Consider the following 17,467-nt stretch of genomic DNA (forward strand, 5'->3'; position numbering starts at 1 on the left):
ACGTATTTGATGAACGCACAACAACTTATCCCTGATACCGAACTGCCCTTTAACGTTGGCTTAAATGAACGGCGATTAAGGGAAGCTTACAAAAAGGCATCGGTTAAACGTTTGCTAAGGATGGGGGTGTGGGTTTATATAATCATGCTGCTTTCAGAAGGTGGGATGAGGAAGTGGGGACTGCCAGCACTTGCCGCCCCATTATTGATCATCCGCGACCCTGTTGCTGTTTGGATGTTATTTATGGCTTGGCGTAACGATATGTTCCCGTCCAATAACTATGTGTGGGCCATGATTTTTACCGCTATATTGGGTTTTTTTATCGCCATCAGTATCGGTCACGGGAGTATGTCGGTAGCTATTTATGGTACCCGTATTCTGGTGATTCATTTTCCGCTGATGTTCTTAATAGGCAACCTTTTTGATAAAGAGGATGTTATAAAATTTGGAAAGGTGATGCTTTGGATCTCCCTGCCCATGCTTTTATTGATTGCCGTACAGTTTTATAGCCCGCAAACAGCCTACATCAATCGTGGTGTGGGTGGCGACATTTCCGGCGGTGGTTTCGCCGGTGCTTTAGGCTTTTTCAGGCCACCGGGTACTTTCTCTTTTACCAGCGGCAACACCCAGTTTTGGTCCGTAGTTGCACTTTTTGTGGTCTATTTTTGGTTAAATCATTCGGGCGTATCACGTATTTTGCTCACTGCAGCTTCCATATGTGTAATTGCTTCCATACCGCTATCTATTAGCCGTACACTTATATTTCAAATAGTGCTTACGGTAGCCTTCGCGTTCGTTTCGGTTTCAAGAAACCCCAAATATATCGGGCAAATGCTCTTAGCCATTACAGGTATAGTTATAGGGGTGATGTTATTAAATAACTTCGAATTCTTCCAACAATCAACAGAAGCATTAGTATCCAGATATACCGATGCAAGTGTTGCCGAGGGCGGTTTAGAAGGAACATTTGGAAACCGTTTTTTTGGTGGATTACTTAACGCTCTGCAACAAACAGGCCAGCCATTTTTCGGGTATGGCATTGGAATGGGTACTAATGTTGGGGCTAAACTACTTACGGGTGATGTCAACAACTTCCTGATAGCCGAAGAGGAATGGGGGCGGCTTGTGGGCGAAATGGGCACTGTAATGGGTATTATCGTAATATTGATCAGGGTAACGTTTTGCGTCAAGGCGGCTTGGTTGAGTTTCAAAAAGTTAGGCCAAAAGGAAATTCTGCCCTGGATAATTTTGAGTATGGCTTTTGTTTTTATAGCTCAAAGCCAGTGGGCACAACCCACTACACTCGGCTTTTCAACCCTTATAGGCGGGTTGCTTATCGCATCACTAAAAACTGCTATACCTGCCCATGAGACGGATCGTTTGTAATGTTGTGCAGTTAACCTTTAACTTTTAACTGCACTATTAATATGGATTTACGCCGTAAAAAGATTCTTATTTACCGCATAGGCAGCCTTGGCGATACCATTATTGCCTTGCCGGTTTTTAATAAAGTGCGCGAGATGTTCCCTGATGCCGACATCACCTTGCTTACCAACAGGCCAATTGTATCAAAAGCACCGGCGCTTGAAAGTGTATTGGGCGATCATTTTTATTTTAACAGGGTGATCAACTATCCGTCGGGTACACGCAACCCCCGTGTTTTATACGCGGTTTGGAAAGAGATTAAGGCCCTTAAAATCGATATCATTATCAACCTGGCAACTACCAGGATCTTAAAGGATCTACGCACAACTAAACTTGCCGTATTGCGCGACAGGTTGTTTTTCCGCACGGCAGGCATTACTAAAACTATCGGTTTTCCAACATTGCTTGAAGATTATGCACTCGTTATAGATAAGCAAACCGGTGATTTTGAATGGGAGGCTAAACGGCTAGCCCGCAGGTTACAAAGCCTTGGTCTTATAGCTTTAGATGAGGATTTTTATTGGGATATGCACTTCACCCCGGTGGAGTTAAGCGCTGCAAAAGACTTATTAACTGATAGCACTCCAGGTAAGCCAATTGTTGTTGCAAGTATTGGCACCAAAAGACAATCAAATGATTGGGAACAACACAACTGGACAGCACTATTGCAACGCTTAAAAGTACAGCATCCCGATTGGCAACTGGTGATGGTTGGCTCGGCGGAAGAAGCTGATCGTTCTTCCGAATGTATCGATGTGTGGGGAGGCGGTATAAACCTTTGTGGTAAAACATCACCACGGGTATCGGGCGCGGTGTTGCAAAACGCGCGGCTATTCATCGGTCACGATAGCGGGCCAATGCACCTGGCGGCAGCAGTAGGAGCGCCGTGCGTAGCTATTTACTCGGCAAGAAACTTTCCGAGGCAATGGTTCCCGCGAGGCAACAACAACAAGATAATTTATCATAAAACAGATTGCGCCGGTTGTGGGCTGGAGATTTGTATTGCGCAGAAAAAAAAGTGTATCCTTTCTATCACTGTTGATGAAGTCTACCAGGCTGTTGAAGAAACTTTAGCCAATACACAAGCCAAATACAGCTATTAATTTTATATTTACTACCACATGTTTTTAAAACTGATAGCATTTATATTACCCTGGCCGCTAAGGCGCAGGGCCATGCAAAGCTGGTTTGGCTATAGCATACACCCGGCGGCTAAGATTGGTCTTTCATGGGTTTATCCGGGTAAGCTTATCATGTACGAGGGGGCCAGGATAGGACATCTCAACATTGCTATCCATCTTGATGAAATGCAGTTGGGTGCAAAATCATCCATTGCCCGTGGCAACTGGATAACCGGGTTTCCTTCGAACACCGCTTCAAAGCATTTTGGCCATCAGCAGGGCCGGCGCTCGGTATTTATATTGGGCGAGCATGCGGCCATTACCAAACACCATCATTTCGATTGTACAAATGTGATAGAAATTGGGCGCTTTACCACCATTGCGGGCTATCAATCCCAATTTTTAACTCATTCTATAGATGTAATTGAAGGCAGGCAGGATAGTGCTAAGATCAGCATAGGGGAGTACGCTTTTGTAGGTACCAACGTAGTAATGCTTGGTGGAGCAGGGTTGCCTGCCAGATCTGTGTTGGGTGCAAAATCGCTATTAAATAAAAGTTACACGGAAGAATGGATGCTGTACGGCGGTGTGCCCGCTAAACCCATTCAACCCATACCTACCGATGCTAAATATTTTACCCGCGATATTGGCTTTGTTTACTGATCAAAATAACAAAGGATAGTTCATGAAACTACTGCACATAATTGCTACAATGAACCCCACCAGCGGCGGGCCGTGCCAGGGGATACGTAACAGTAACCCCGAGATAGTGCGGTATGGTATAAGCCGCGAAGTAGTGAGCCTTGACGACCCGGATGCGGATTTTTTGGGTTCGGACGATTTTATTATCCATGCCCTTGGCCCGGCTTACGGCCCCTGGCATTATGCACCCCGCTTAAGGCCATGGTTATTAGAGAATTTAAGCCGCTTTGACGCCGTTGTGATAAACGGATTGTGGATATACCCCAGCTATGCCGGCTGGAGTGCAATGCAGGAGCTCAAAAGGGCTGCAAAGCGTGACAGCCAAATTCATGTACCCAAGATGTTTGTAATGCCTCACGGCATGTTAGACCCCTATTTTCAAAACGCGCCCGACCGGCGCTTAAAGGCTATCCGAAATTGGTTTTATTGGAAATTAATTGAAAAAAGTGTGGTAGATGATGCTGATGGCATCCTTTTTACCTGCGAAACGGAAATGTTGCTTGCGCGAAAGTCGTTTAGCCCCTATCACCCCAAAAAAGAAATAAATGTAGGGTACGGCATTATACCTCCGCCACAATATTCGGCCGATATGGTCGAAAAATTTAGAGAGAAGTATCCACAGGCACCTGAAACGCCTTACCTGCTTTTTTTAAGCCGTATTCACAAAAAGAAAGGTGTTGATTTGCTGATAAAGGCATTTGCAGAGATAGTTGCCAGTGCGGTAGTAAAAAATATAGATTATCCCAATTTGGTGATAGCCGGCCCTGGCCTAAATACCCGGTATGGAAGTAGGATCATTAAATTACTGGCAAGTTATCCGCAGTTAAAAGAGTGCGTGTTTTTTACGGGAATGTTAACTGGTGATGCCAAATGGGGAGCGTTATACGGGTGCGAAGCCTTTGTTTTGCCCAGCCACCAAGAGAATTTTGGGATTGCAGTTGTCGAAGCTATGGCCTGCAAAAAGCCGGTATTGATATCGCAGCAAATAAATATATGGAAAGAGATTGACAGCGGTGGTGGCGGTATTATTAATGAAGATACACAAGAAGGCACCCAAAAAACATTAGATGAATGGATAGCACTGCCCTTTCAACAAAAAGAGGCGATGGGCAAAAATGCACTCGATACGTATATTAATAACTTTCATATCGGGCCAACATCAATTGTGTTTATCAACTCAATCAGTATTTAAGTTTTGGGCAAGGCTTTATTTCGCTTATTTTAAACCTGACTGCTAATTCGTTTAATTTAAAATGTATAAGTTTACTATAATTGCCCGCTAAATATGTTTAACGGTATATACAACAGCTGCAGTTTAAAAAGCTACCAATTTAATGGTTAATCAGGATACGCTTACTGGTCCTTCTTTCTCAGTCAAAAACCGCATGGCCAGGGTTTTGTGGGGTTTTGTTTATTTACTTTTGTTTAGGTTTTCTCCAAAGCCATTTCATGGCTGGCGGTCATTTTTATTGTCATGCTTTGGTGCAAAAATAGGTAAAGATGTACATGTTTACCCCGCTGTAAAAATTTGGGCACCCTGGAATTTAGAGTTAAGCAACGAATGCGGAATTGGTAACGGGGCAATATTGTACTCGCAGGGTAAAATTGTAATTGGCAAAAGGGCGGTAATATCACAGGGAGTTAATGTTTGTACGGGCACGCATAATTATACAGATAAAGGAATGCCACTGATTACAAAGTCCATAACCATTGGGGATTACGCCTGGGTGGCGGCCGAGGCGTTTATACACCCCGGGGTAACCATTGCCGAGGGTTGTGTAATAGGTGCACGGTCTGTTGTAACAACAGATATGCCTGCGTGGATGGTTTGCGCCGGCAATCCGTGCAAACCAATCAAAAAACGCCAAATACTTAATTAAACAAGATGTTGGGTATATCGGTGTTAATACTTACCAAAAACGAGGAGCAGGATTTGCCGGGTTGCCTTGCATCCGTTCAATGGTGCGATGATGTGCATGTTTTTGATTCGTTGAGCGACGATAAAACATTAGCTATAGCCGCTGTAGCTGGCGCCACTATAACGAGCCGCAAATTTGAAAATTGGTCGGCACATCAAAACTGGGGGCTTCAAAATATACCCTTTAAACATAGTTGGGTGCTTTATATAGATGCAGATGAACGGGTTTCAGAAAGCCTTTATCAGGCATTGCAGGCCTTTGACACTACTACTGCAAACGTTGCTTTTGAGATACAGCGGCGCGATTTTGCCTGGAACGGTGTCTGGCTAAAGCATTCGCAAATATCCCCGTTTTATATCCGTCTTTTTCGCCCGCAAAAAATGCGGTATGAACGTTTGGTAAACCCATTATCGGTTGTAGACGGGCAGGTTGGCAAACTAAAAGGCTATCTTGATCATTACCCTTTTAGCAAGGGATTTAAGTTTTGGTTTAGCCGCCATTTAAGCTATGCCGATATGGAAGCCGCCATACGGATCGAAGAAATTGGAGCAGGCAAAAGGTTTTCTTTAAAGAAAGCAATCTTCAGCACTGACTTTACAGAAAAGCGATATCACCAAAAAGGCTTGTTTTATAAGCTACCCGGCCGCCCGCTAATAAAATGGAGCTACATGGTATTCATCAGGATGGCTTTTTTAGATGGCGTTGCGGGGGTAACTTATGCCACACTGCAGTCTATCTACGAGTATTTTATTGTTCTCAAAACAAAAGAGATCTTGGGCAATGGGGTTAAAAACAAACAAACTGATATATTTACCAACTCTGGAGTTGATTGACCGTCAAACAATAATTTTTAGCAAGATTTAATTTATTATTTTAGCTGCGCTGTAGCTTTATCGTACTGCATAATAAGTTAAAAAATTGGGAAATTTTTTAGTTATCTTTAATGTTTATCCAGTGAATTGCTGTAAAGGATACTGCATTTACCAGCCGAAGGCTTTATTAATCAATGAACAATAAAAGGATTCTGTTAATCAGTCACAACTTTTCGCCCGAGCCAATTGGTATTGGAAAATATAATGGCGAGATGCTTCTTTGGCTAGCAGATCAAGGGTACGATTGTACGGTCATAACAACCTTTCCATATTATCCTTACTGGAAGGTGCAGGCCCCTTATAATAACCTTTGGTACAAAAAAGAATTGATACAGGCGGGGGAGGGCAAACACCCCCTTACCATTTACAGATGCCCGTCCTATATCCCCAAAGATCCCACCGGCAAACAACGGGCTATACAGGATTTTTCTTACTGGCTGTCAAAATTTTTAATGATATTTAAAATGGTGCTTACACGCAAAAAGTTTGATTTGATCATCACTGTTGCGCCACCTTTTCACCTGGCTTACCTTGGGCTGATATTCAGGAAGCTTAACGGGGGTAAACTATTATATCATATACAGGATATGCAAATTGAAGCCGCGCGTGATCTTAAATTATTTTCGCGTAAAAGGATTCTCGACGGGTTATTCAAGGTGGAGCATAATATATTGCGCAGAGCAGATTATGTGAGCAGCATCTCAAAGGGCATGATTAAGAAGATCAAGCAAAAGCACATCCGGGATGTTGTATTTTTCCCTAACTGGGTTGATACGGATTATTTTTTCCCGATGCCCGACAGGCTTTCGTTAAAGCCCAAATGGGGCTTTGATAAAGACGACTTGGTATTGTTATACTCGGGTGCGGTAGGTGTAAAACAGGGGCTTGAGGGTATTTTAGTAACCGCTAAGAATTTATTAGAGCATACGCATATTAAGTTTATCATCTGTGCTTCGGGCCCATATAATAATCAGCTGATCGAACATGCTAAAGAAGCAGGATTAACCAATATTACCTTTTTAGACGTGCAAGCTAAAGAAGTTTTTAATGAGTTTTTGAACATGGCTGATCTGCACCTTGTATTACAAAAGGCAAACGCCGGCGACTTGGTGATGCCGTCAAAACTAACCACCATTTTGGCTGTTGGTGGCGCAAGTATCGTTACAGCATCAAAGGATACCTCGCTTTATGAAATGGTACTTGAGCATGATTTTGGATTTATTGTTGAACCTGGTAACCCCATTTTGTTAACCGACCTTATACTTAGCATCAAACAAGATGAAGGCTTAGAAATCAAACGTAAAAATGCGCGTGCTTATGCGCAAAAAAATCTAAATATGGATGAGGTTATGAACGGGTTTGTGCAAAACTTTTTAAGTTAAATAAAACTATTTAAAGGTGGCTTAGGCTATTTTGTTTAACAAGCACAGAAACAAAAGTTATTAGGCAATTTGTTGGTATTGCCTTCATTTTTAGCTGATTGGTCTGGGTAAATTAAAAAATGAGTTTGCAGTATTAGTATTAAACGTCTCATATTACGAACGGATTAAATTGAAGTCTTCCGCCATTTTTTAACAATAATTTCTTTTGCAAAATATTCACTTTGCATAGGGCCCGGCGAACCGCTTATTCCCTCCATTTGTAAATTAATTATCAACCACATGGGTTTATTAAGATAATTGACACCCTTATGAATTGCGGTGAGTCGATTGTCTAAAAAATATTCTATAGAAATATTAATAACATCCAATTTTTTTAAAATTACCTTATACTGATGCCACCCTTGGGCCGGGCGTAACATTTTAATTTTCTTTGATAAAATATTTTTGGGATAGCTAAATGTGTTTTGCCAATTAAGATCGCTACCCTTAAACTCCAAAATGTCAATTTCTGGCGGCCAGCCTTTAGTAGCCGTGAGCCAAAATGCAGGCCATGTACCTTTTTCTGATGGTGCTTTAAAATACCCGCTTACTTCAATTTGAGGGATACTATCAGAAATAGTAATTGTCGGTATGGCGGATATAGCCCCCGAGTGATACGCTATTTTTAAATGTGGCTTGGCCAAGCTAAAGCCTTCGTCAGCAGTAATGCGATTTGCCGATAGCTTTAAAACACCATCTTCAAGTTTAATGTTATCCTCGTTCATACGGGCTGTGCCGTTGTGATCAGGCCCCCATGGATAAAAATTCCTCCAATATTTATTAAAATTTGCGCTGCTCGAAAAAGAATTTGGTGCAATTACATATTCGGCTTTTAAATTTTTATAAAGTACGGGCGTTATAACCTCTTCTGCGGTATCCTGGCTCTGGTTTGTGTTTTGTCCGGAGCACGAAGCGGTTATTATAACAAAACTGAATATAGTATATGATGAAACAAAAAAAGTAGCCTTTCTGAATAACTTTAAAATAGTAGTGGCAGAAAAACTTTCAAGCCAAGAAGTCAAGTTCCTTAAAGTGTTAAAAACGTATTTTTTTAAATTTTTCATAATTCAGCCTGTACTTAAAGTAAAAATACAATTACCCTACAAATAAACCTTATTTTGATGTTCAAATATAGTTATCTCATTATAAATTTTGTTTTAGTTTAGTTTTGCTATAGTTATTTATCTTTATAGCTTGTTAGTTCAATGAATGGAAAACTGGCTAAAAAAATATTATTACCAATTGGTCTACCGGCATAAAAGCATAATTTTTAGTTCGGGTGTAATGTTGGATAGGTATAATGGTTTTGAGGGGCACAACACTATAGGTTCGCACACCGAGATCGCGTCTTCAGATATAGGCTTGGGTACTTATGTTGCCGATGGTTCCGTTATCAGGAAGGCTAAAATAGGCCGGTTTTGTTCTATAGGCAGCGGCGTACAAACCGGCTTAGGTGTGCACCCTTCTTCAGGTTTTGTATCTACGCATCCCGCTTTTTATTCTATAGAGAAGCAGGCCGGTTTTACATTCACAGCACAAAACTTATTTAACGATCATGTTTTTGTAGATGATCAAAAAAAACACGTAGTACAAATAGGTAACGATGTTTGGATAGGCAATAACGTGATGATAATGGATGGCGTCACAATTGGCGACGGTTCAATAATAGCTTCGGGTGCCATTGTTAATAAAGATGTGGCGCCCTTTACAATTGTTGGTGGTGTGCCTGCAAAGTTTATTAAATTACGTTTTTCAGAACAACAGATCAAACAGCTGCTGCATATTAAATGGTGGGCTTGGAGTTTTGATAAAATAAAAGCTAATAGTATGCTTTTTGATGATATTGAAAGATTTTTAGAGAATTCAAACTTGCAGCAAATTAAATAATATACATAGTTAATGAAGGTTTCAAAGTACGTCAATTACCTTATTACATTTTTCTTTTTAATGCTTACGGCAAATGCAAATTTTTTGTCGTCGAGCACGCCCGGCTGGTTTGCAATTATGTTTTTAATGATTTTGGCGGGTATTATAAACGGTCAGTTTGAAAAGGCCGATTTAATGAAGCTGGTATGGTTTTCTGTTGGATACCTCATTTTTGTGTGCTTTAGGTTTTATTTAATTAATGAGCTGGAAACCGACTATTTGTTTAGCGACTTTGTTTTCTTAATAAAGTATGTGTTTTTGAGCTTTTTGCTTTGCGCTATTTTAAAAGAAGAAACAATCGCGTATATCGTAAAGGTAATGACGCATTTAACGGTTATTTCGTTTGTGTTTTTTGGGTTGCAATTATTAGCACCAGAGGCCATGTTCAGAATATTTTCGGCCTTAAATGTCGATACAGGTAATAGTATACCAGGTTATACCAATTTCCTGTTGTTTACTTATACAAGAGGCTTTCATGATTACAGCAATTCGGGTTTCGTGTGGGAACCGGGCGCATTCGGCTGCTTTTTAGTACTTACCCTAATGTTCCATTTCTTTTTAAACCGATTTAAATTTGATGGCACAACCTGGATCTTAATAGTGGCAAACATATCAACTTTTTCTACCACCAATTACCTGGGCTTGGTTGTGCTGCTTATTTTAGCATATCGTTACCGTGTCCCTAAAATTAACATCTGGGTTTTGCTTATCATTCCCTTAATAGGCGCTATGGTGTTTTTTATCCCTTTTTTGGGTGATAAAATAGTTGATACATATAAAGAAGACATGCGGGATCTTAACCACTTGCGTGTGTTAGAAAAATATTACCATCATAATCGTATGCAGATCCCGTTAAACAGGTTTTCGAGTATGTGGCATATCATTAACTCTTTTGGGGATAAGCTGATTTTAGGCGTAAGTAATAAGTATAACGATATTTTGAACAAATCTTATACTGTCAATATCTCTAACGGAATTTTTGATTTTTTTGCCAAGTTTGGAGTTGTGGGCTTTATATACCTGATGTTCCGATATATAAGGGTTTGTTATCCATATGTACGTAAATTAGAAAGCCTGATCTATTGTACTTTAATTATACTGGCGCTCAGTTTTGGCGAGCCTATACTTATTTTGCCATTTATCCTGCTTTTCTTGTTTTTAAAGCGCGCGCAAACAAGCATTGGCTATAAGGAGAAGGAAAAGCAGAAAGATTCGGAAAACCTTACTACAGCCTAAATGCACACAGGCATGAATACATTAGGCCAAAAAAATATAGCGGTACTGTTAACTTGCCATAACAGGAAGCAAAAAACACTGGCCTTTTTAAAAAGCTTAACGCAGCAAGCCGCTTTCAAAAATTTACAAGTAGATATTTATTTACTTGACGACGCATCTGCCGATGGCACTGCACAGGCTGTTACCGAGTTATACCCATCGATAAATATACTATATGGCAGCGGCAATTTGTTTTGGGCAGGCGGTATGCGCACGGTTTGGACACACGCCGCTGCGCAAAAAACTTATGATATATTCTTGTTATTTAATGACGACGTTTTATTGCTCCCAGATTGTATCGAACGGCTATTTGATACCTACACTTCCTTTAAGGGCGAGGGAACGATTCTGATAGGTTCAACCTTAAGCCCCACGTCTAATAAAATATCATACGGGGGGCATGTGCTTTACAAACCCAATAGAGCGGCGTACAGCGCCGTAAAACCTGATGATGTTAAGATTTTGCCCTGCCAGTTAGCCAATGCCAACATTTTTTTGGTTGATAAGAAAGCCGTTGATAAAATTGGTTTATTTTGTGAACGTTACACGCATTACCTTGCCGATTTTGATTACACGATCACAGCCGCGCGTAATGGTGTGGGTGTCTATGTGGCCCCGGGTTACTACGGTTACTGCGAAGATGACCACGGAGTTAACTGGTTATCCGGGGTACACTCTTTAAAAACGAGGATAAACTATCTCTATAGTGTTAAAGGACTTGCCTACAAGGAGTATTTGTATTACATTAAAAAACATTTCCCTGCAGATTATAAAGCCGCAGTGGTTAAATTGTGGTTGAAAACATTATTCCCGTTAATTTGGGATAAATTTAAAAGTAGGGAAGGTAAATAATTGAAAGTAGTAATACTGAATAATGACTTTAGGGTTTATTGGAAAGCTCGTTTATCGTTCCTGCATGAGTATTTTTCTGTACGTAACATAGAGTTTTTTGCTATTGAGCTGTTCGGTAAAGGATCACCTTATACATTTGATTCCTTAAGTGGCGGTCAACATTGGTGGACATGCCTTTTCCCGGATAATAGTGCGGCCGACTTATCAAAAAAAGCTATCAAAGACTCAATTTATTCAGCCTTAGACAATTTACAACCCGATATTATTATTGGTCCGTCTATAGTTTTCTTTCCCGGTGCTTTGGGTATTTCCTGGGCCAAACGCAATAAAAAAAAATTCGTGATGTTTGACGATGCAAAACCATCGCAGGTAAAGCGAAATTTTGTAGTGCAAACCATAAAAAACCTGATAACCGCGCAAGCCGACGCGTTATGGCTTCCGTCAAAAACCTATGACCACGAATACCGTTACTTTTTGGATAGGCGTATTCCCTTTTTTTACGGTTTTAGTTGTACCGATAACGATTTTTTTAAAGCAGAATCGCACTACGATCCCACCAGCAAAAACCTGGTTTGTGTAGCGCGGCTGGTACCCATAAAAAACATTGATTTGATGCTGAGGGCCTGGCAATTGGTTACCCGGCAGTACCCTTTATATAATCTGACAATTATAGGCAACGGCCCGCAAGAAACCTCGTTAAAGCAAATTGCTGCAGCGCTTGGGCTAACCAGTGTTAAGTTTGTAGATGCTGTTGATAACGAGGCTTTACCAGCTTATTATAACAGTTCAGTCGCATTTATATTGCCAAGCCTTAGTGAAACCTGGGGATTGGTTGTAAATGAAGCTATGGCCGCCGGTTTGCCTGTTTTGTTAAGCAATACTATAAACGCGGCGAATGACCTGTTGCAGGAGGGAGTAAATGGCTTCGGTTTTGCCCCCGGCAATGTTGATCAGATGTACGGTGCAATTGTTAAATTTATTAATACCGGTGCCAGAGATAGGGAACTAATGAGCCGAGCATCGCAAAAAATTATAGAAACATTTAGTTTTGATAAAATGGGCGGGCAATTATTTACTATGCTAAATAAATTAAACAATCAGCCATATGAAGCTCCCGGAGTATTAGCGAAGGTAGTGATAAATGCGTGGCATGGGCGATATAACACAGCCGGGTGGGATAATTTGGATAGAAAGTAGGCTTTGATGGAGTTGACAAAGGATTTTAAGGTTAATAATTTTGATCTGTTGCGTTTTTTAGCCGCAACTCAAGTGATATTTGACCATTATTATCAGCATCTTAATATACCCCTTAGCCAATTTGGGCTGGATGTTTTATATCTATTCCCGGGTGTCCCGGTATTTTTTGTCATCAGTGGTTTCCTTATATCGGCATCTTACGAGCGTAATAACAGCATAAAGACATATATCAAAAATAGGTTATTACGTATATATCCCGCTTTGTGGGCTTGTATAATTATAAGTATAATTGTTATAACGATAACCGGTGTGAGTTTTATTTACTGGGAAACGCTACTTTGGCTGCCTGTACAGTTTGTGGGGCTTATTTACACGCCTCAATTTTTAAAGGGATATGGGTTCGGCTCTTATAATGGTAGTTTATGGACCATCCCGCTCGAACTTCAATTTTATGTTTGCTTACCGCTATGTTATATCCTGGCACCTAAAAAAGGTACCACTTATTGGTTCATAGCATTATTTGTCTTGTTTGCAATGGCAAGTGCCCTAGTTAAGATGCCGGGCTTTACCGCGCATATAGAAAAGCTAATCACTTACTCTTTTGTGCCACATTTTTATCTTTTTTTAGCGGGGGTAATTTTGCAACGGATTCAACTTTATAAACAAAAGCTAATACGCGGTAAGGCCCTATATTGGATAATTATTTACGCTGTTTACAGTCTTACCCTTTCTACAACTATCGAGATCACAGCATTTACCTTAATAAAAAACATAATTCTCGCTTTCTCAGTAATATCTTTGGCTTATTCCAAGCCCTTGCTAGCTAAAAAGTTGTTGGGTGGCAACGATATATCTTACGGTATTTATATATACCACGGGCTTATACTAACGGTAATGATACAGGAGAAAATAACTATAAATCTGCCGGTATTGATATTAACAACATATGCAGCGGCTTGTTTATCGTGGGTGTTGGTAGAACGGCCATTTTTAAAACGTAAGGAGCGAACAATCAGGTCACAGCCCGGAGGATAAATGCCAAACAAAAAAGCTTAATATTAAACTAAGCTTTTTTGTTTGGATAGGAAATCACTATAAGCAAGTTGTATACCTTCTTCCAATTCAACTTTATGTTTCCAGCCTTTACTGTGAAGTTTTGATACATCCATCAGCTTGCGTGGGGTGCCATCTGGTTTGGTGGTGTCAAATAATATATCCCCTTCAAAGCCGGTTGTTTTTTTAACAAGCAGCGCCAGGTCTTTTATCGCAATATCTTCGCCGGTGCCAATATTCACTAAACCTTCTTCATCATAATTTTGCATCAGGTAAAAGCAAGCTTCGGCAAGGTCGTCAGCAAATAAAAATTCACGCTTTGGCGTGCCTGTACCCCATATTGTTACCGATGGTAAACCGTTGGCCTGTGCTTCATGAAACCTGCGGATCAATGCCGGTAGCACATGCGAGTTTTGAGGATGATAATTATCGTTTAAGCCATATAAGTTGGTGGGCATTACAGAAATATAATTACAGCCGTATTGCGCCCGGTAAGCATCGCACATTTTAATACCGGCAATTTTTGCAATGGCGTAAGGCTCGTTGGTTTCTTCAAGTAAACCGGTTAGCAGGTAATCTTCTTTCAAAGGCTGTGGGGCCAATTTAGGATATATACAACTCGAGCCCAGGAACATTAGCTTTTTAACACCATTTATATAGGATGAATGGATAATATTGTTTTGTATCTGCAGGTTGTCATATAAAAATTCAGCCCGGTAAGTATTATTGGCCACTATACCACCAACTTTTGCCGCCGCCAAAAAAACATAATCAGGTTTTTGAGTTGCGAAAAAATTAGCTGTTTGCTGTTGGTCTCGTAAATCAAGCTCAGCCGAAGTGCTAGTAATTATATTATTATAACCTTCTTTTGTAAGCTTCCGGTAGATGGCGGATCCCACCATACCACGATGCCCTGCGATATATATCTTAGCGCTTTTTTCCATCCTTATTCAAACTGGTTTTTGATCTGGTATCCAGAATCCTTTAATAGTTTTTCACGGCGGAATAGCTCGACATCTGTCGCAACCATCTCCTTCACCAAGCCCTGTAAATCATATTTGGGCTCCCAACCTAATTTGGTTTTTGATTTAGTTGGATCGCCTATAAGCAGATCAACTTCTGTCGGCCTAAAGTATTTAGGGTCAACAGCAACCACTTCTTTACCAATTTCAACTTGGTAATTGGGGTTTGAGCATGATACTACGTAACCCTTTTCGTCAACGCCTTCACCTTTAAATTCAACAGCAATACCTAACTCAGCAAACGCCAAACGCACAAACTCGCGTACACGGGTAGTAACACCGGTGGCTATAACAAAATCTTCGGCAACTTCCTGCTGTAAAATCAAGTACATAGCCTCTACGTAATCCTTGGCATGTCCCCAGTCACGTTGTGCATCAAGGTTACCTAAAAATAACATACTTTGCAGGCCTAAAGCTATCTTTGATGCCGCGCGGGTAATTTTACGGGTAACAAATGTTTCGCCGCGTAATGGGCTTTCATGGTTAAATAATATACCGTTGCAGGCAAACATGCCGTAAGCTTCGCGGTAATTCACAGTTATCCAGTATGCATACATTTTTGCGACAGCATACGGCGAACGCGGGTAAAAAGGCGTAGTTTCTGATTGTGGTACAGCCTGCACCAAGCCATACAACTCAGAGGTAGATGCCTGATATATCTTGGTTTTTTTGGTTAACCCTAAAATACGAATGGCTTCTAAGAGGCGGAGTGTACCAATACCATCGGCATTAGCGGTATACTCAGGCGTATCAAAGCTTACTTTAACGTGCGACATGGCACCGAGATTGTAAATTTCGTCAGGCTGAACCTGCTGTATGATCCGGATTAGGTTGGTAGAATCAGACAAGTCGCCGTAATGCAAAATGAATTTTTGATTTTCATCGTGCGGGTCTTGATACAGGTGGTCAATCCTTTCGGTGTTAAATAATGAACTTCGTCGTTTTATGCCGTGAATCTCATATCCTTTAGATAGTAATAAATCTGCAAGATAAGCTCCGTCTTGCCCTGTTATACCTGTAATTAGTGCTACTTTTTTGGCCATTTATATTTGCTATATCGTGTTATAATTTTTTTTGCTAAAATACAAAAAAAAGAAAGTTAACGCATCTTAAAAAGATTGATTTTAAATTAAATAGGCATTTTAAAATGCGTTTTTGTCGCCTACGATTGTTTTCCAAAAGGTGAGAAAAATTATCTTAAGATCCAAAAACAACGTCCAGTTTTCGATGTACCAAATATCGTAATTAACCCTGCTTTTCATTAACGAAGGGTTATCTGTAGCCCCTCTGAAACCATTAACCTGCGCCCAGCCGGTTATGCCTGGTTTTACCAGGTGGCGCACCAGGTAGTTGTCTATCACTTCTTTCGACTCGATGTTTAACGGTGTGGGATGGGGGCGTGGCCCAACTACCGACATGGAACCTATTAAGACGTTAAAAAATTGAGGGAACTCGTCCAGACTTGTTTTGCGTAAAAATGCTCCGATTTTTGTAATTCTCTTATCTGATTTTTTTGCCTGCTGATATTTTCCGTCGGTTCCGCTTACGTCTTTTGATTGCATATACATTGATCGGAATTTAAAACACTTCATTTTTTGATTTTTGCGCCCCCATCGTTCCTGCACAAATATTACAGGCCCTTTTGAGCTTAATTTTATTGCAATAGCTATAATTGGAAACAACCATGAACATATAAATACCAATACAAATATGCTAAAAACGATATCGAACAGGCGTTTGATCGTTCTTAAGTGAATATCATCTAAGGGTTCGTTACGGATGGTAAGCATCGGGAACCCGTTATATATGCCGAAAGTATATTGAGAGTTAATAAGATCATGATAAGCGGGGATGATACGCAGTTTAACAGCGTGGTTGCTCACCACATTGGCAATATGTTTTATTTTATGATGAGCGGTATTGGGCAGGGCAATAATAACCTCATCAATATTAGACATATCTGTTGAGACGTACTTATCTATATCATCAATCATTCCTAGATATTGTCCGTTTAAACCACTTTTATGTTCATCATCCAAAAAGCCAACTACTTCATAACCCAAATGTGTATTTTTTTTTAATACACCGGCAAAATCGAGACCTACTTTGCCAGCCCCAACTACAAGTATTTTTTTCTTATTAACACCTGTTTTATGCAGAAACACCATAAGTTTCCTATAGATGATCTTTTCAAACGGAATAAAAACACAAAGTAAGCCAATATAGATAACTAAAAAACGCCTCGTGTTGTAAGTTTGGTGGGCCGAGAAGAAGAAAAGTACAACAAGGCAAAACTGAATAAATATCCCGTTGGCGGTTTTATATAAACTCGCTAACAAATTTTTTGTGCCCAGGTTATCTATTTGTTGGCTGCTGGATGAGAAATACCATCCTATTATTAAAATAGGAAGCATCCAGAGGTTAAAAAGGGCAAGATGGGATTTGTAGATGTATTGGAGTATTACGCAGGCTGACCCAAAACTAAATGTTAGAACAAATGCCTCGTTAAAAAATCTAAAAAAGTTAAATTGTTTTTTATTTACATTCATATAGGGATAAGTATATGTTGGGGTAAAGATTTATGAACCTCAAAAGATTGGTTCACGTTACTTCGTACATTTATACTTATTTGATTTAAAGTTAACTAAACTTTTAAAAAAATCAATAATATGTTTTAAATAT

The 17,467-nt window shown here is 40.2% G+C and carries 16 protein-coding genes; 12 read left to right on the plus strand and 4 right to left on the minus strand.

Annotation, left to right across the window (positions count from 1 at the left end):
* Window positions 1-9 precede the first annotated feature (9 nt).
* From IDJ76_RS09375 to IDJ76_RS09405, 7 genes are all read left to right on the plus strand, one after another.
* Window positions 10-1,386, plus strand: a complete 1,377-nt coding sequence (locus tag IDJ76_RS09375) for a hypothetical protein (RefSeq protein ID WP_191163039.1) — start codon at window positions 10-12, stop codon at window positions 1,384-1,386.
* Between the two features lie 41 nt (window positions 1,387-1,427).
* On the plus strand, window positions 1,428-2,528 hold the full coding sequence (locus IDJ76_RS09380; RefSeq protein ID WP_191163040.1) for a glycosyltransferase family 9 protein: 1,101 nt from the start codon (window positions 1,428-1,430) through the stop codon (window positions 2,526-2,528).
* An 18-nt stretch (window positions 2,529-2,546) separates the two neighbouring features.
* On the plus strand, window positions 2,547-3,209 hold the full coding sequence (locus IDJ76_RS09385; protein ID WP_191163041.1) for an acyltransferase: 663 nt from the start codon (window positions 2,547-2,549) through the stop codon (window positions 3,207-3,209).
* A gap of 22 nt (window positions 3,210-3,231) precedes the next feature.
* Complete coding sequence (locus tag IDJ76_RS09390) at window positions 3,232-4,440, plus strand: glycosyltransferase (protein ID WP_191163042.1); 1,209 nt, start codon at window positions 3,232-3,234, stop codon at window positions 4,438-4,440.
* A 142-nt stretch (window positions 4,441-4,582) separates the two neighbouring features.
* The gene (locus IDJ76_RS09395) at window positions 4,583-5,128 is read left to right on the plus strand and encodes an LbetaH domain-containing protein (protein ID WP_191163043.1); all 546 of its coding nucleotides are present in this window, start codon (window positions 4,583-4,585) and stop codon (window positions 5,126-5,128) included.
* A gap of 5 nt (window positions 5,129-5,133) precedes the next feature.
* Entirely contained in the window at window positions 5,134-6,000 is an 867-nt protein-coding gene (locus tag IDJ76_RS09400; protein WP_191163044.1) for a glycosyltransferase family 2 protein, read from the plus strand.
* Between the two features lie 173 nt (window positions 6,001-6,173).
* Window positions 6,174-7,421, plus strand: coding sequence for a WcaI family glycosyltransferase (locus tag IDJ76_RS09405; RefSeq protein ID WP_191163045.1), 1,248 nt, complete (start codon window positions 6,174-6,176; stop codon window positions 7,419-7,421).
* 164 nt (window positions 7,422-7,585) lie between these two features.
* Here IDJ76_RS09405 and IDJ76_RS09410 read toward each other — a convergent pair whose 3' ends face one another.
* Window positions 7,586-8,524: a glycoside hydrolase family 16 protein gene (locus IDJ76_RS09410; protein ID WP_191163046.1), complete on the minus strand. Its 939-nt coding sequence runs from the start codon at window positions 8,522-8,524 to the stop codon at window positions 7,586-7,588.
* 145 nt (window positions 8,525-8,669) lie between these two features.
* On the opposite strand from IDJ76_RS09410, the gene IDJ76_RS09415 reads away from it, so the two are divergent.
* The 5 genes from IDJ76_RS09415 to IDJ76_RS09435 are packed head-to-tail and all read left to right on the plus strand — an operon-like array spanning window position 8,670 to window position 13,745.
* Window positions 8,670-9,347, plus strand: a complete 678-nt coding sequence (locus tag IDJ76_RS09415) for a CatB-related O-acetyltransferase (protein WP_224746267.1) — start codon at window positions 8,670-8,672, stop codon at window positions 9,345-9,347.
* A 12-nt stretch (window positions 9,348-9,359) separates the two neighbouring features.
* Window positions 9,360-10,622 carry an O-antigen ligase family protein gene (locus IDJ76_RS09420; protein ID WP_191163047.1) on the plus strand — a complete coding sequence of 421 codons (1,263 nt, stop codon included), beginning with the start codon at window positions 9,360-9,362 and terminating at the stop codon, window positions 10,620-10,622.
* A gap of 12 nt (window positions 10,623-10,634) precedes the next feature.
* Window positions 10,635-11,513: a glycosyltransferase family 2 protein gene (locus tag IDJ76_RS09425; RefSeq protein ID WP_191163048.1), complete on the plus strand. Its 879-nt coding sequence runs from the start codon at window positions 10,635-10,637 to the stop codon at window positions 11,511-11,513.
* Window positions 11,514-12,710 carry a glycosyltransferase gene (locus IDJ76_RS09430; protein ID WP_191163049.1) on the plus strand — a complete coding sequence of 399 codons (1,197 nt, stop codon included), beginning with the start codon at window positions 11,514-11,516 and terminating at the stop codon, window positions 12,708-12,710.
* A 6-nt stretch (window positions 12,711-12,716) separates the two neighbouring features.
* Window positions 12,717-13,745, plus strand: coding sequence for an acyltransferase family protein (locus IDJ76_RS09435; protein WP_191163050.1), 1,029 nt, complete (start codon window positions 12,717-12,719; stop codon window positions 13,743-13,745).
* 23 nt (window positions 13,746-13,768) lie between these two features.
* Here the strand turns inward: IDJ76_RS09435 and fcl are convergent, their stop codons facing one another.
* From fcl to IDJ76_RS09450, 3 genes are all read right to left on the minus strand, one after another.
* Complete coding sequence (gene fcl, locus IDJ76_RS09440; protein WP_191163051.1) at window positions 13,769-14,707, minus strand: GDP-L-fucose synthase; 939 nt, start codon at window positions 14,705-14,707, stop codon at window positions 13,769-13,771.
* Window positions 14,708-14,709: 2 nt separating this feature from the next.
* Window positions 14,710-15,828, minus strand: coding sequence for a GDP-mannose 4,6-dehydratase (gene gmd, locus IDJ76_RS09445; protein ID WP_191163052.1), 1,119 nt, complete (start codon window positions 15,826-15,828; stop codon window positions 14,710-14,712).
* A gap of 99 nt (window positions 15,829-15,927) precedes the next feature.
* On the minus strand, window positions 15,928-17,334 hold the full coding sequence (locus IDJ76_RS09450; RefSeq protein WP_191163053.1) for an undecaprenyl-phosphate glucose phosphotransferase: 1,407 nt from the start codon (window positions 17,332-17,334) through the stop codon (window positions 15,928-15,930).
* Window positions 17,335-17,467 lie beyond the last annotated feature (133 nt).

The organism is Mucilaginibacter glaciei (assembly GCF_014773245.1).
Classification (GTDB): domain Bacteria; phylum Bacteroidota; class Bacteroidia; order Sphingobacteriales; family Sphingobacteriaceae; genus Mucilaginibacter; species Mucilaginibacter glaciei.